At 72.0% G+C, this 13,593-nt stretch carries 11 protein-coding genes, 1 tRNA gene and 1 pseudogene; 7 read left to right on the forward strand and 6 right to left on the reverse strand.

The features are described from left to right. Positions 1 to 36 precede the first annotated feature (36 nt). Positions 37 to 933, forward strand: coding sequence for an Ig-like domain-containing protein (locus tag ACFYNS_RS23645; RefSeq protein ID WP_388605028.1), 897 nt, complete (start codon positions 37 to 39; stop codon positions 931 to 933). A gap of 412 nt (positions 934 to 1,345) precedes the next feature. Here ACFYNS_RS23645 and ACFYNS_RS23650 read toward each other — a convergent pair whose 3' ends face one another. Further along, positions 1,346 to 2,035, reverse strand: a complete 690-nt coding sequence (locus tag ACFYNS_RS23650) for a DUF2625 family protein (RefSeq protein WP_388604953.1) — start codon at positions 2,033 to 2,035, stop codon at positions 1,346 to 1,348. 300 nt (positions 2,036 to 2,335) lie between these two features. Continuing rightward, positions 2,336 to 2,420 (reverse strand) — tRNA-Leu (locus tag ACFYNS_RS23655). 139 nt (positions 2,421 to 2,559) lie between these two features. Between ACFYNS_RS23655 and ACFYNS_RS23660 the strand changes: the two genes are divergently transcribed. From ACFYNS_RS23660 to ACFYNS_RS23670, 3 genes are all read left to right on the forward strand, one after another. Further along, on the forward strand, positions 2,560 to 3,891 hold the full coding sequence (locus ACFYNS_RS23660) for a M20/M25/M40 family metallo-hydrolase (RefSeq protein WP_360299014.1): 1,332 nt from the start codon (positions 2,560 to 2,562) through the stop codon (positions 3,889 to 3,891). A 255-nt stretch (positions 3,892 to 4,146) separates the two neighbouring features. Beyond that, positions 4,147 to 4,380 carry a chaplin gene (locus ACFYNS_RS23665; protein ID WP_388604954.1) on the forward strand — a complete coding sequence of 78 codons (234 nt, stop codon included), beginning with the start codon at positions 4,147 to 4,149 and terminating at the stop codon, positions 4,378 to 4,380. Between the two features lie 168 nt (positions 4,381 to 4,548). Then, a complete protein-coding gene (locus tag ACFYNS_RS23670; RefSeq protein ID WP_388604956.1) occupies positions 4,549 to 5,412 on the forward strand; it encodes a chaplin family protein in 864 nt (287 codons plus the stop codon). 248 nt (positions 5,413 to 5,660) lie between these two features. Here the strand turns inward: ACFYNS_RS23670 and ACFYNS_RS23675 are convergent, their stop codons facing one another. Beyond that, positions 5,661 to 5,849: a DUF5703 family protein gene (locus ACFYNS_RS23675; RefSeq protein WP_276474428.1), complete on the reverse strand. Its 189-nt coding sequence runs from the start codon at positions 5,847 to 5,849 to the stop codon at positions 5,661 to 5,663. Between the two features lie 47 nt (positions 5,850 to 5,896). On the opposite strand from ACFYNS_RS23675, the gene ACFYNS_RS23680 reads away from it, so the two are divergent. Continuing rightward, positions 5,897 to 6,730, forward strand: coding sequence for a hypothetical protein (locus ACFYNS_RS23680; protein ID WP_388604958.1), 834 nt, complete (start codon positions 5,897 to 5,899; stop codon positions 6,728 to 6,730). A gap of 45 nt (positions 6,731 to 6,775) precedes the next feature. Here ACFYNS_RS23680 and ACFYNS_RS23685 read toward each other — a convergent pair whose 3' ends face one another. Then, on the reverse strand, positions 6,776 to 9,034 hold the full coding sequence (locus ACFYNS_RS23685; protein WP_388604960.1) for a helix-hairpin-helix domain-containing protein: 2,259 nt from the start codon (positions 9,032 to 9,034) through the stop codon (positions 6,776 to 6,778). Continuing rightward, complete coding sequence (locus ACFYNS_RS23690) at positions 9,031 to 10,077, reverse strand: aldo/keto reductase (protein ID WP_360299025.1); 1,047 nt, start codon at positions 10,075 to 10,077, stop codon at positions 9,031 to 9,033. Before ACFYNS_RS23690 ends, ACFYNS_RS23685 begins: the two co-directional genes overlap by 4 nt. 86 nt (positions 10,078 to 10,163) lie before the next feature. Between ACFYNS_RS23690 and ACFYNS_RS23695 the strand changes: the two genes are divergently transcribed. Both ACFYNS_RS23695 and ACFYNS_RS23700 read left to right on the forward strand, forming a co-directional pair. Further along, positions 10,164 to 11,216, forward strand: coding sequence for an LLM class F420-dependent oxidoreductase (locus ACFYNS_RS23695; protein WP_388605029.1), 1,053 nt, complete (start codon positions 10,164 to 10,166; stop codon positions 11,214 to 11,216). 327 nt (positions 11,217 to 11,543) lie between these two features. Then, a pseudogene (locus tag ACFYNS_RS23700) lies at positions 11,544 to 12,325 on the forward strand (ferritin-like domain-containing protein). A gap of 181 nt (positions 12,326 to 12,506) precedes the next feature. On the opposite strand, the gene corA reads toward ACFYNS_RS23700, so the two are convergent. Further along, the gene (gene corA / locus ACFYNS_RS23705) at positions 12,507 to 13,502 is read right to left on the reverse strand and encodes a magnesium/cobalt transporter CorA (RefSeq protein ID WP_360299031.1); all 996 of its coding nucleotides are present in this window, start codon (positions 13,500 to 13,502) and stop codon (positions 12,507 to 12,509) included. Positions 13,503 to 13,593 lie beyond the last annotated feature (91 nt).

The raw sequence follows: 13,593 nt of genomic DNA on the forward strand, positions 1-13,593 counted from the left end.
ACGGTCACGGTCAACCCGGCCGCTACCACCACAGCGGTGACCGCGTCGCCGAATCCGTCGGTGTGCGGCCAGTCGGTGACGGTGTGCGCGACGGTGTCGACGGACGCTCCTGGTTCGGGCACGCCGACCGGGACGGTGACCTTCACCGGGCCTGGTGGGCTCAATCAGACTGTGGCACTGGATGCGTCGGGCAAGGCGTGTCTGGCCACTGGGTCCCTGGCCTCCGGCACTGTCACCGCCCAGTACAACGGGGCGGCGTGCTTCAATCCGTCGACTGGTACTGCCACGGTCACGGTCAACCCGGCCGCTACCACCACAGCGGTGACCGCGTCGCCGAATCCGTCGGTGTGCGGCCAGTCGGTGACGGTGTGCGCGACGGTGACCACGAACGCACCTGGCTCGGGCACGCCAACCGGCACCGTGACCTTCACCGGACCCGGCGGAGTGAACGTGACCGTGGCACTGGACGCCACCGGTAAGGCGTGCTTCTCCAGCACATCGCTGACCTCCGGCACCATCACCGCCCACTACAACGGCGCGGCCTGCTTCACGGCCTCCACCGGCACGGTGGCCATCACCTCGACCACCGTCTCCACCACCATGACCGCCGCACCCGCACAGATCCGGGTTCGCCTGAACGGCACCCTCGTGATCCAGACCATGAGCGCCACACTCAAGAACTCCACCACCAACGCCGGGATCCCCGGTATGACGGTGACCTTCCGGGCCAACTCGGTCGTCGGCCCGATCGTGCTCGGTACGGCGGTCACCGACGCCAACGGCGTGGCGACCCTCGCCCCGCCCACCCGTACGGTTCCCGCCACCGCGGTCACCGCACCCACCTACACCGCGTCCTTCGTGGGATCGGGGTGCTACGCCTCGTCCTCGGCCACGGCAGCCTTGACCTTCGTGCCGATCCCGCCCGTGCCGTAACCGGTCGCGACACCGCTCACCCTCGGGCCCGCGTCGAGCCGCCCAACAGCGGCCCGACGCGGGCCATGCGTTCGTCCTACTCACTCCTGAGTACCTGATCTCAGGCCCGTTTCGGGGGAGGGTCGTCAGACCTCTATGCCTGACAGGCTCCGTTCTCGAGGCCCGTACTCCGAACATCGACGTGCACCTCCCGAGCCCGACCTTCAAGGCGAAGTTGAACCGACCGCGTCCCCTCCGGCCGACCGCGCACCGGCGATGCGCCGAGTGGAGCCGGGCCCTGGCGTGGGGCGAGCTCCGCCGCCTGGTCCTGGACGAGTTCGGCGCCCGCAGCGGCCTGCACTGGTCGCGGTGCGCGATCGACGCAGTCACCACGTGGGCCGCGACAGAGAGGGGCCTAACGGGTTCGCTACGACTACCTGCGCCGATGGATCCGGCCCCGGAACCTCATCCTCCGCATTGCCTGCAAGAGCATTGAGTCCTCCCAGCGGCTGAGCCATCCTCGTCGGACCGTGGAGCGGACGGTGGCTTGGCCGTCCGGGTGGCCACCGTCTCCACCGCCGCTACGAGCGCGCGGCCGCATACTTCCTGGCCTTCGCCGACGTCGCGTCGCCGCCATCCTCATCCGCTGTCGGCGATCGGGCTGAAGAGACGTCGTGCGACCCCGAGGCGAACCCGGATCGACACCGTCGAGCAGAAGGTGTGAGTTGCGGCTCAAACCCAGAAGTTCTGCCATGGCCCCGGCGCGGCGGCTGGTCTCGGAGAGAGCACGTCGTCGGGCTTCGGCCGACCACGGCGGAGGGAAGAACGACAGGCCCTGCCTGCTCTTGGGCGCGGAGACCTCGCCGCGCCATCCGGTCCACCGCAGTCCCTCGTGGAACCGACCGAGTCCCCGGAGGGAATCCACGAGAGCCATGCTGAGTGGCCCGCGCCAGCGGCTCCCAGACAAGGAATCGGGAGCGAAATAGACGGTCTCGCCCGGCTCGCCGGGTCGGCCGGCCTCACGAGGGCTGCCACCGTTGAGCGCGAGAATCCGGCCCAGCAGGTGGTGCGCCACCACCAGTCCGGGGTCCGGCCGCCGAGCGGGATCGAGCACTGAGGGCATGGCGTTGATCTCGGCCGGGCTGGGCGGTCCTTCGGGCGCGAGGCTCTGGGAACCCCGCCGCGTTCGGTTCCGGCTGTCCACCGCGCGCTGCTCACACGGGCCGACCCAGGGGCGCTGTATCCCAAGCAGAGCTGGAAACCATGATCCGCACGCTCGGCGACATGAAAGGCCGACTCCTCGCGGCCGACCCCCGGAGCCAAGCGGCCGATCTGCGAAGCGTTCGGCCACCTCACATACGACTCGCGGCGACAGGCTGTGACCGTTCGGTCACGTCCTGCCGCCGCGTGTGCATATGGTACGTGTCGGGAGGGGGACTTGAACCCCCACGCCCTGTAAAGGGCACTAGCACCTCAAGCTAGCGCGTCTGCCATTCCGCCACCCCGACCGGGTGTGCCGCCTGGCCGGTGAGTGGCCTTGCGACGGGTTAAACCTTAGCACCCGATGAGGACTGCGATCACCCGGCTCTTGGGACGCCGGGGTGCGGGCGGGAGGATGGGGGTCTACCTGCGAGAAGAGGAGGCAGCGTGAGTGCCGACAGTGCCGCTACCGCGAGTGCCGCTAGCGCCGAGAGCGAGGTCGTCGACCTCTGCCGCGAGCTGATCCGGATCGACACCAGCAACTACGGCAACAACGAGGGTCCCGGGGAGCGGGCGGCGGCCGAGTACGTCGCCGAGAAGCTGGCCGAGGTCGGGCTGGAGCCGCAGATCATCGAGTCCAGCCCGGGCCGCGCCTCGACCGTGGCGCGGATCACGGGCGAGGACCCGTCCCGCCCGGCCCTGCTCATCCACGGGCACACCGACGTGGTGCCCGCCAATGCCGACGACTGGACGCGGCATCCCTTCTCCGGGGAGATCGCGGACGGCTGCGTGTGGGGGCGCGGCGCGGTCGACATGAAGGACATGGACGCGATGACGCTGGCGGTGGTCCGGGAGCGGATGCGGGCCGGGCGCAAGCCGCCCCGCGACGTCGTGCTGGCCTTCCTCGCGGACGAGGAGGCGGGCGGCGTCTACGGGGCGCGGCACCTGGTCGACAACCACGCCGACCTCTTCGAGGGAGTCACCGAGGCCATCGGGGAGGTCGGCGGATTCTCCTTCACGGTCAACGAGGACCTGCGGCTGTATCTGGTCGAGACGGCGCAGAAGGGCATGCACTGGATGCGGCTCACCGTGGACGGCACGGCCGGCCACGGGTCCATGACCAACGACGACAACGCGATCACCGAGCTGTGCGAGGCCGTGGGGCGGCTGGGTCGGCACAAATTCCCGGTGCGGGTGACCAAGACCGTCCGCTCCTTCCTGGACGAGCTCTCCGACGCGCTCGGCGTCGAGCTGGACCCGGAGGACATGGAGGAGACGCTCGCCCGGCTCGGCGGCATCGCAAAGATCATCGGTGCGACGCTGCAGAACACCGCCGCGCCCACCCAGCTCGGGGCCGGCTACAAGGTCAACGTCATTCCCGGGCAGGCGACCGCGCATGTGGACGGGCGCTTCCTCCCCGGGCACGAGGAGGAGTTCCTGGCCGATCTGGACCGGCTGCTGGGGCCGCGGGTGCGGCGCGAGGACGTGCACGCCGACCGGGCGCTGGAGACGACCTTCGACGGTGCGCTGGTGGACGCCATGCAGTCCTCGTTGCGGGCGGAGGACCCGATCGCGCGCGCCGTGCCGTACATGCTCTCGGGCGGTACCGATGCCAAGTCCTTCGACGACCTGGGGATCCGCTGCTTCGGCTTCGCGCCGCTGAAGCTGCCGCCGGAGCTCGACTTCGCGGGCATGTTCCACGGGGTGGACGAGCGCGTCCCGGTCGACGGGCTCCAGTTCGGTGTCCGGGTGCTGGACCGGTTCCTGGATCAGGCGTGACGCCCACCGGGGTGCCGGTGTGTGGCGTTGATCGGCTGCTGTGACCGGCGCTTTTCTGATCAACGTCCGGATCCTCGCACGGCTCCCCGGTGGTGTTCCTCCGAAGGGGGGATGCGGCGGGGCCTGGAATCGGCAGCCTGTGCGGAAGTAACCGGGACGGGTGAATGATCTAGTCAGTTCGTAGCCTCATTCCTCCATCCTCGTTACAGGGAGTGCGACCCCCTGCTGGGGTCGTATTGCCAACTAGGAGGAATAATGATCAAGAAGGTCATCGCCGCCGCGGCTGTCACCAGCGGTCTTGTGCTGGCTGGTGCGGGTATGGCCGTTGCCGACTCCGGTGCGCAGGGCGCCGCCGTGAACTCCCCCGGCGTCGTGTCCGGCAACACCGTCCAGGCCCCGGTCCACGTGCCGGTGAACGCCTGCGGCAACACGATCTCCGTGATCGGGCTGCTGAACCCGGCCTTCGGCAACACCTGCGTCAACCAGTGACGTCACGCCTCATCCGACGCGATCGGTGAGGCACGTGCACCTGAGCGGCCCCGGAGCACGCGCCACGCGCTCCGGGGCCCTCGGGTCTCGGGGGGTGGGAGGGTGCACAGGTGCGCCTCCCCCTGGCCGGTCACCAACAGCCACCACTAGGCAGGGGATTCCAACATCATGCGTCAGGGCACCAGAAAGGGCCTGATCACCATGGCCGCCGCCGGCGGTCTCCTCGCGGTCTCCGGGGGGACCGCGTTCGCCGACTCGGGCGCCCAGGGCGCCAGCGCGAACTCACCGGGAGTGCTCTCGGGCAACACCGCCCAGGCGCCGGTGAACGTCACGGTGAACATCTGCGGCAACACCGTCAATGTCCTCGGGCTGCTCAACCCGGCGTCCGGCAACAGCTGCGGGAACGGCACCGGAAACGGCGGCGGCAGCCAGCAGGGCGGAAGCGGGGCCCACGCGCAGGGCACCGCCCACGATTCGCCCGGCGTGGGCTCGGGCAACGACGTACAGGCGCCGGTCGACGTGCCGGTCAACGTCTGCGGCAACACCGTGGACGTGGTCGGCGCGCTCAACCCGGCGCACGGCAACGGCTGCGCCAACCCGTCGCACCCGGGGCCCACCGATCCCGGGTCCCCGGAGGAGCCCGACGAGCCGGGGAACCCCGATGAGCCGGGGAACCCGGACGAGCCCGGTAACCCGGATGAGCCCGGTAACCCGGACGAGCCGGGGAACCCCGATGAGCCCGGTAACCCCGATGAGCCCGGTAACCCGGACGAGCCCGAGCAGCCCACCACGCCCGGTGAGCCGTCCACTCCGCAGACGCCCACCCAGCCGGGAAGCTCCGGTGAGGTGCACGCTCCGTCCACGCCGGAGACCGTTGCTGTGGCCCAGGTCTCCGACACCCCGGAAGACGGCGGGGAGCTCGCGCACACCGGTGCCGGCTCGCAGCTCGGCATCGCCGCGCCGGTCAGCCTGGGCATGCTCGCCGGGGGATACGTGCTCTACCGGCGCTCCCGGCCCGCCGCCAAGCGCTGATCGGGGCGCAGTGCTGACCCCGGCGCCGTGATCGACCGGCATGCCGCGACCTGACGCGCGGGCCGGTGCTCCGGCGCCGCAGCCGTGGCCGCCGCGCCGGGCAAGCCGAGGGAGCGGGCCCCGCACCGCCGGGCTCGCTCCCTCTCGGCTCTCTTGCCGACTTCCTCTCTCGGCTCTTCCGCTTCGCGGCGACGGTCACCCCGCACCATGCGGCCACCCGCGACTGCCGAGGTACCAGCGACCGGCCGTCACCAGGTCGGGCGAAGCTGGCGGATGATGCGGCGGCGGAGCCGTACCCGGCGGCTGCCGTCCGGATACAGCCGGGTACGGGCCAGTTCCCAGTGCCCGTACTCCGCCTGGTCGGTCAGCAGTTGGGTCGCGGCCTTACGGGAGACGTCCCGCGGGACGTACACATCGCGAAATTCGTATTCCGGCATCGTCTCTATTGTGCGTGCGGACCCCGTCTGCCGATAGCGTCTGCACTATGTCTGATGCTGCGCAGCCCACCGCTGCCGACGTACGCGCCGCCGCCGAAGCGGTCAAAGCCGCGCTGGACCGGCACCTCGAAGCCGTCGAGCGCCGCGCGGGGGAGTCCCGGGTGCCTGCCGGAGCGGGCGGTGCGGGTGAGCGGGACGCGTCGTCGGCTGAGCAGTACGCCGCCGAACTCGACTCCGCCGTCTATGCCGCCTTCGACGCGCTGGCCGCCGCGGGGGAGACCTACGACGAGTTGCTGTACGAGGTCTATGACGAGGTCACCCCGTTCGAGATCCCCAGCAGCGAGAGCCTGCCGGCCTACACCGGACCCGATGTGCCCACTGCGCTGAGCGTCCTGATCCGGCGGGACTATGTCATCTCCGAGCCGCACCGGCTGCAGGCCCAGGCCGAGCGGATCACGGAGCTGGACCCGGACTCCGCGGAGGACGAGCGGTTCGAGGGCGCGGCACCGAGCAACAGTGTGCACGCGGCGCTCGGGGTGCTCTTCGGCGAGTTCGAGCCGGACGAGATCGCCACCCGGCACAAGGAGTTCGGCCTGGAGGAGGGCGACTCCACCCTCTGGGTCACGGCGGTCGACGAGCCCACCGAGCCCGGTGAGTGGCTGTCGACCCCGTTCGACCAGGCGGACCCGCAGCGCGTGGTCTGCCGCTTCGACGTCTCCTCCGTCTTCGACGAGGACGAGGAGGACCTGGTCCTCGAGGCCCGCGGCGAGGGCGAGGGCGAGGACGACGCCGAGGACGGCTACGACGGCTTCGACGAGGACGGCTACGACGAGGACGGTGACGGCGCAGGCAGCGGTGTGTCCGCCGCCCGCCGCAGGTAGCGCGGGCAGCACGGCGGACCGCCCCGGCGTCGTGGCCGCCCCGGCTCAGCCGTCGGCCGCCTCCGCCGCTCCTGTCGTCTCTGCCGTCTCCGCCGCCCGCGCCGCCTCGGCGGCGCGGGCGGACTCGGTCAGCAGGGTCCGCAAACGGGTCGTCCGCTCCCGCGCCGCGGCCGAGGCCACCGCGCGGGGGAGCGCGTCGCCCGCTCCGTGCACGACCGAGAGATGGCGCTCGCCCCGGCCGAAGGCCGTGTAGACCCACTCCCGGGTCAGCGCCTTCGTGGCGTCGCCGGGCAGCACCACGACGGCGGCGGGCCAGCGGATTCCGGCGGCCTGGTGGGCCGTCACGGCCCAGCCGTGCCGCACCGTTTCGGGCACCCGCTCGGGTGGGACCGTCACCCGGTGGTCCCCGCAGGCCAGCCGCAGGCCGTCCGCGTCGGCCGAGGCCACCGTGCCGATGCGCGTGCGACCCGGCGCCGGGGAGTGGGCGACCCGGTCGCCGGGGTCGAAGCCGCCGAAGCGGCCCGGGCCCGGGTTGAGCTGCTCCTTGAGGGCGGCGTTGAGCGCCCGTGTGCCCGCGGAGCCGCCGTGCCCCGGAGTGATCACCTGGGTCTCGGCGGACGGGACGCCGAGGGCACGGGGCACCGAGTCCTTGACGAGCTGCACCGTCCGGTGGACGGCCTCGCCGGGGTCGGCGACGGGGACGATCACCACCTCCTTGCCGGGTGCCGCCACCTGGTTCAGCTCTCCGATGCCGACGCCCGAGACCAGCTCGCCGATCGGCCCGGGGTCCGGGGTGCGGGAGGCGACGTGCGGGCAGTACCGGGCCGCCAGCAGGTCCCCGAACACCTCTCCGGGGCCTGCGGCGCCCAGCACGCCCGGGTCTCCGCTGAGCAGCAGACGTGACCCGTCCGGCAGGGCCTCCAGCAGTGCCGCGGCCGTCTCCGCGTCCAACTGCGGCGCGTCGCAGACGGCCAGCAGGTCGACGAGGAGCGCCCCGTCCGCGTCCCGCTCCGGCCCTTCCGTGCCCGCGAGAACCGCGGCGACGGTGGCGCAGTCCGGGGCCGGAGCGTCGTTGTCCGGAGCGCCGTTCTCCGGACCGCCGTCGTCCGAACCGCCGTCGTCCGGACCGTCGCCGTCCGGGGTGCTGTCCGGGTGGTTGTCCGGGCGGGAGGCCGGGTGGTCGGCGATGAGGCGGGCCATGCGCTCCCGACCCTCATCCGTGTGGGTGAGGAGTGCGGCACGCAGCCCGAGCGCCCGCGCCGCGACCACCACGGCGGCGACCTCCGCGCGGGACGCCTCACCACCCGTATGGGTGACCAGCCCGTTTCCGGCCACCGCACGGATCAGTTCGCGCGCCGAGGAGGTGGGGGCACTCTCGGCGACAGCCGCCCAGCCGTCGTCGGTCCCCGCGGCTCCGGCCCGAGCGCGGTCCTCCGCGTCCGCCGCTTCCGCGGAGTCCTCCGCATCCGCCGCTTCCGCGGGGTCCGCCGCGTCCGCTGTACCCCCCGCCCGGCCGCCCGCCGTCTCCGCGGACCCGAACGTCCCCGCGATGCGGGCGAGCCCGTCCGCGAGGCTCTCCTCCGCGAGTGCGTACCGGTCCAGGCCCACCAGGAGGGTGACCGGGCGCTCCTCCTCCTCGACGTCGCTCTCGCTCATGGCCGAGGGCACCGGCCCCGCGTCCAGTGCGTCCTCGAAGACCAGGACGGCCCCTGCGTCCACGGCCTGCCGTAGGGCCTCCTCCGGGTCCGGTACCGCGTGTCCGGCCAGGCCCCTGCCCAGGGCGTCCGGGGTCAGCACCGTGTCGCCCCGCAGCGCCGCGCGCTCCAGCAGTCGGACCACCAGCGCCACCGCTCGCCGCGGGTCGCCCGGCCCCGCCTCGTCGCCGAGCAGTGCCCGGGCGAAGCCGTCGGCCTGCTCGGGGAGCACCCCGGGAACCGCGAGGAGCTGCCACGGGTCGGCGCGCAGCACGCTTTCCGCGCCCTCCCCGAGCGTCTCGGTCACCCGCTGGGCCAGCCCCTCCGGAGCCCCGCCCTCCGCCAGCAGGGCGCGCACCCCCTCCGGGACGGTGACCGGGCCGTCCTGCCGTCCGGAGCGCTCCGTACGCCCCGGCGGGGGCACCGCTGCGGCGCGGGCACCGGTACGGCCGCCGGCGGCTCCGGACTCCGGGCCGCCCGGTTGCGCCCGGGGCCCGCTGCTGGAAGGCGGCCGGGCGGCGGGCTCGTTGAAGAAGGAGGTGGCGGAGCGTTCGCCGCTCTCCACCGCGCGGACGGCCGCGAGGAGTTCGGCTGCCTTCTCGTTGCTCACAGCTCGCTCCAGTCATGGTCGGGGTAGCGGTGCACGGGGGCCGAGACGTCGTCCAGGGCCGCGCGGATCTCGTCTGGAAGACTAAGGCCCTCCACCGACAGCGCCTGCGCCAACTGCTCCGCCGTCCGTGCGCCGACGATCGGTGCCACCACCCCGGGCCGGTCGCGTACCCAGGCCAGGGCCACCTGGAGCGGCGGCAGTGCGAGCCCGTCGGCCGCGGTGGCCACCGCGTCGGTGATCCGGGCCGCGGTCCCGTCCAGATAGGGCTCCACGAAGGCGGCCAGCCGCTCGGAGGCGCCGCGCGATCCGGTCGGCGGCGGGCCGGGCTCCCGGTATTTGCCGGTCAGCACGCCGCGCCCCAGGGGCGAGGAGGGCAGCAGTCCGATGCCGAGGTCCTGTGCGGCGGGCAGCACCTCCCGCTCGACGCCGCGCTGCAGCAGCGAGTACTCCATCTGGGTGGCGGCCAGTGGCTGCCGTACTCCGGGTGCGGCCCGTTGCCAGGTGCCCGCCTTGGCGAGCTGCCAGCCGGAGAAGTCGCACACTCCGGCGTAGCGGGCGCGGCCGCTGCCGACGGCCGTGTCGAGTGCCTGGAGTGTCTCCTCCAGCGGTGTGTACGGGTCCCAGGCGTGCACCTGCCACAGGTCCACATGGTCGGTGCCCAGCCGGTCGAGGGAGGCGTCCAGCGCACCGAGGAGGTGGCCGCGCGAGCAGTCGAAGGGGCGCTCGGGGTCGGGCACGCCGCCCGCCTTGGTGGCGATCACCAGGTCGCGGCGCGGCACCAGGTCCTGCATCAGCCGTCCAAGGAGGTACTCGGCCTCGCCGTCTCCGTACACGTCCGCGGTGTCCACGAGTGTGCCGCCCGCTTCCCAGAAGATCTTGAGCTGGTCGGCGGCGTTGCGTACGTGCTGGTCGTGCTGCGGGTGCGCCTCGTGTCCCGCGCCGGTTTCCGCGCGGTCGCTCCCGCCGCCGCGCGCCCAACCCAGAGTGCCCAGTCCGATCCGGGATACGCGCAGGCCAGTGCGGCCGAGGTGCCTTCGCTCCATGGGCGTTGAGCGTAGTTGTGGCAGGCGTTAGAGTCCGGGGGTCAGGGACATTACTGATCAGTAAGGGAAGTGGGTGCGGGATGGGGATGCGACTGGGCATCAACCTCGGCTACTGGGGTGCCGGGATGGATGCGGACAACCTCGCCGTCGCACAGGAGGCCGACCGGCTCGGCTACGACGTGTGCTGGGCGGCCGAGGCGTACGGTTCGGACGCTGCCACTGTGCTCACCTGGGTGGCGGCCCACACCGAGCAGATCGACGTGGCCTCCGGGATCTTCCAGATCCCGGCCCGGGCGCCCGCCATGACCGCCATGACGGCCGCCACGCTCGACTCGCTCTCCGGCGGCCGTTTCCGGCTCGGCCTGGGTGTCTCGGGCCCGCAGGTGTCCGAGGGGTGGTACGGGGTGAAGTTCGACAAGCCGCTGGCCCGCACCCGCGAGTACGTCGAGATCATCCGCCGCGCCATGTCCCGGGAGCGGCTGTCCTACGAGGGGCAGCACTGGACGCTTCCGCTGCCCGGCGGACCCGGCAAGCCGATCAAGCTGACCGTCCACCCGGAGCGCGAGGAGATCCCGCTCTACATCGCGGCGATCGGCCCCAAGAACCTGGAGCAGACCGGCGAGATCGCCAACGGTGTGCTGCTGGTCTTCTTCTCCCCGGAGCACGCCGAGGAGACCACGCTGCAGCATCTGCGGGCGGGCCGGGAGGCCGCGGGCCGCACCATGGAGGGCTTCGACGTGTGCCCGACCGTCCCGATGGCGGTCGGCGACGACATCGACGCACTCGCCGACCTCTTCCGCCCCTACACCGCGCTCTATGTGGGCGGCATGGGCAGCCGCAAGCAGAACTTCTACAACAAGCTCGCCCAGCGCATGGGCTACGAGAAGGAGGCCGCCGAGGTCCAGGAGAAGTACCTGGCCGGGGACAAGGAGGGGGCCGCGGCGGCGATCCCGCGTGAGCTGATCGACTCCACCACCCTGATCGGCCCCGTGGAGCGGATCGCCGAGCGGATGCGGGCCTACGCGGACGCCGGGGTGACGACGCTCTCGCTGGCCCCTGCCGGGTTCTCGCTGGAGGAGCGACTGGCCGGGCTGCGCGCCGGGGTCGACGCGCTGGAGCAGGCCGGGGCCGCCGCCTAGGAGCAGCGTGCCGGCATCCCGCCCGGGCCGCTTCGCCGGATCCGAGCGGCATCCGACCTCGCGCTCGGATGCAAGGGCGCGGTACAGCCCGAAGGCGTAACGCGCCCGAAGAATTCTGCGGCCGTGGTGGGGGCTCGGGGGCGACCCCGCCACGGCCGTCATGGAGCACAACGCGGCCCGGCCGGTGCGGTTACGCGGGCGGGTCGCGGGGCCCCTGCGTTCGGCGCAGCCGGACCGCTCACGTGTTGCCTGTTCGCGTACGCGGCATTTGACTCGTTCTTCGCGGATGTCGTGCTGTATGGGAACGCGTGCACGGAGGTGGCGGCGATGCTCTCGGCCAGGAGTCTGTTCCAGGAAATCCTCGACAACGACGAGTCCTTCCGGCTCTTCTGCTCGATCGCGGCCAGCGGCGAGGCGCAGGGTGGCTGGGAGAACGCCCGCATCGCCGCGCTCGTGCCCGAGGGCGCCCGCCGCCTCGCGCCCAAGATCGTCCGGCACGGGGCCGACGAGGACAAACACGGCCGCATCTTCCTCGCGCTGCTGAACAAGCGCGGCCTGGAGGCGGCCGAGATCCCCGACGACACCGACTACACGATGATCCTGGAGGGCCTGGGGATCGGCCTGGCGCACGAGAAGCTGCGCCGGGACGAGCCGCTGACCGAGCACGACGTGCTCGCCTATCTGGCCCACAGCCGGGTGACCGAGCAGCGGGCCTCCGAGGAGATGGCCCTGCTCACCAAGGCGGTCGGCGACCACCCGGAGCTCGGCCGGGCGGTACGGATGATCTCCCGGGACGAGGACAACCACCTCGCCTACTGCCACGAGGAACTGCTGCGGCTGGCCCGCGCCGGGCACGCCCGCACCATCCGCGCCCTGCTGCACGAGAGCGCGCTCGCCGAGATCAAGGTCTACCGGGACGTCAGCCTGGCCGTCATGAGCCGGATGGCGCGCATCCTGGGCTGGTCCGGGCTCCGCTACGGTCTCGTCGCGCTGGGGATCCACGGCCGGTACGGCTGGGCGGCTGGCGCCGGCTGGTCGCTCTGCGGATGCCCGAGCGGCGCGACGCGCTGGGCACCGGTCAGGCGGATGCGGCGGCCGAGTACGTCTGAGCCCCGCACCGGCGCACGTCGGTGCACGCCACCCGGGGGAGCCCGAACCGGGGACCGGAGCCGCGGGAACGTCGATCCGCCGATCCGCCGATCTGCCGATCTGCCGATCCGCCGATCCGCCGGTCTGCCGATCCGCGAAGCCCCTGGAACCAGACGCGGCAAGCCCAGTCGCGGCAGGCCCCTAGAACCAGTCGCGGTGCTTGAAGATCCGGAAGAGCACCACGCAGATGGTCACCATCAGCAGCAGGGTCACCGGATAGCCCCACACCTGGTGCAGTTCCGGCATGTGCGCGAAGTTCATTCCGTACACCCCCGCGAGGGCCGTGGGCACGGCGAACATCGCGGCCCAGGCGGAGATCTTGCGCATGTCGTCGTTCTGCCGCACCCCCATCTGCGCCAGATACGCTGACAGGATGTCCGTCAGCAGCCGGTCGATGGACTCCACCTGCTCGTTCACCCGCGAGAGGTGGTCGGCCACGTCCCGGAAGAAGACCCGCGCGTCCTTGTGCACGAAGGGGACCCGGGCGCCCGTCAGCCGGGTGATCGGGTCGGTCAGCGGCGTCGTCGCCCGTCGGAAGTCCAGTGCCCGCCGCTTGAACTCGTAGATCCGGCTCGCCGTGTCCCGGCTGCCCGCCCGGGCGTTCCTGGCGAAGACCGCGGCCTCCAGCTCCTCCAGGTCGGTGTGCAGCGCTGCTGCGACCTCCAGGTAGTGGTCGACCACGGTGTCGCTGACCGCGTACATCACAGCTGTCGGACCGTGCCGCAGCACCTCCGGATCACCCTCCAGCCGGGCGCGCACCGATCCGAGCGGGTTGGTCCGGCCGTGCCGGACGGTCAGCACGAACGAGTCGCCCACGAACACCATCAGCTCACCGGTGCTGAGCGTGCTGTCCCCCTCGTCGTAGTCCACCGGTTTGAGCACCAGGAAGAGCGAGTCCGCGTAGATCTCCAACTTCGGCCGCTGATGCGCGTGCAGTGAGTCCTCGACCGCCAGCGGATGCAGCCCGAAATCCCGGGTCACGCGGTCGAACTCGGCTTCGGTCGGCTCGTGCAGACCGATCCACAGAAACGTCTCGGCCGCGGACCGGGCCTCCCGCAGCGCCGCCGAGAAGTCCTGCGGGCGCTCGGCTCGGCGCCCCTGCCGGTAGAGCGCGCAGTCGACGATCACTTCTCGCATTCTGCCGTGTCCGGACCGTCGCACAACCGGAGGCCGCCACGAGGACCAAGGGGCCGCCGCGAGATCCACGCGGCGCCGCCGACGGCGCCTC

Source organism: Streptomyces sp. NPDC006925, from assembly GCF_042869575.1.
Lineage (GTDB): Bacteria > Actinomycetota > Actinomycetes > Streptomycetales > Streptomycetaceae > Streptomyces.

What these genes read in the sequence shown, in the direction of transcription:
- ACFYNS_RS23675 (WP_276474428.1), bottom strand. Translation starts at nt 5,849, where the DNA reads ATGCCGGAATACGAATTTCGCGATGTGTACGTCCCGCGGGACGTCTCC.
- ACFYNS_RS23695 (WP_388605029.1), top strand. Translation starts at nt 10,164, where the DNA reads ATGCGACTGGGCATCAACCTCGGCTACTGGGGTGCCGGGATGGATGCG.
- ACFYNS_RS23670 (WP_388604956.1), top strand. Translation starts at nt 4,549, where the DNA reads ATGCGTCAGGGCACCAGAAAGGGCCTGATCACCATGGCCGCCGCCGGC.
- corA (WP_360299031.1), bottom strand. Translation starts at nt 13,502, where the DNA reads ATGCGAGAAGTGATCGTCGACTGCGCGCTCTACCGGCAGGGGCGCCGA.
- ACFYNS_RS23665 (WP_388604954.1), top strand. Translation starts at nt 4,147, where the DNA reads ATGATCAAGAAGGTCATCGCCGCCGCGGCTGTCACCAGCGGTCTTGTG.
- ACFYNS_RS23650 (WP_388604953.1), bottom strand. Translation starts at nt 2,035, where the DNA reads ATGCCCTCAGTGCTCGATCCCGCTCGGCGGCCGGACCCCGGACTGGTG.
- ACFYNS_RS23680 (WP_388604958.1), top strand. Translation starts at nt 5,897, where the DNA reads ATGTCTGATGCTGCGCAGCCCACCGCTGCCGACGTACGCGCCGCCGCC.
- ACFYNS_RS23690 (WP_360299025.1), bottom strand. Translation starts at nt 10,077, where the DNA reads ATGGAGCGAAGGCACCTCGGCCGCACTGGCCTGCGCGTATCCCGGATC.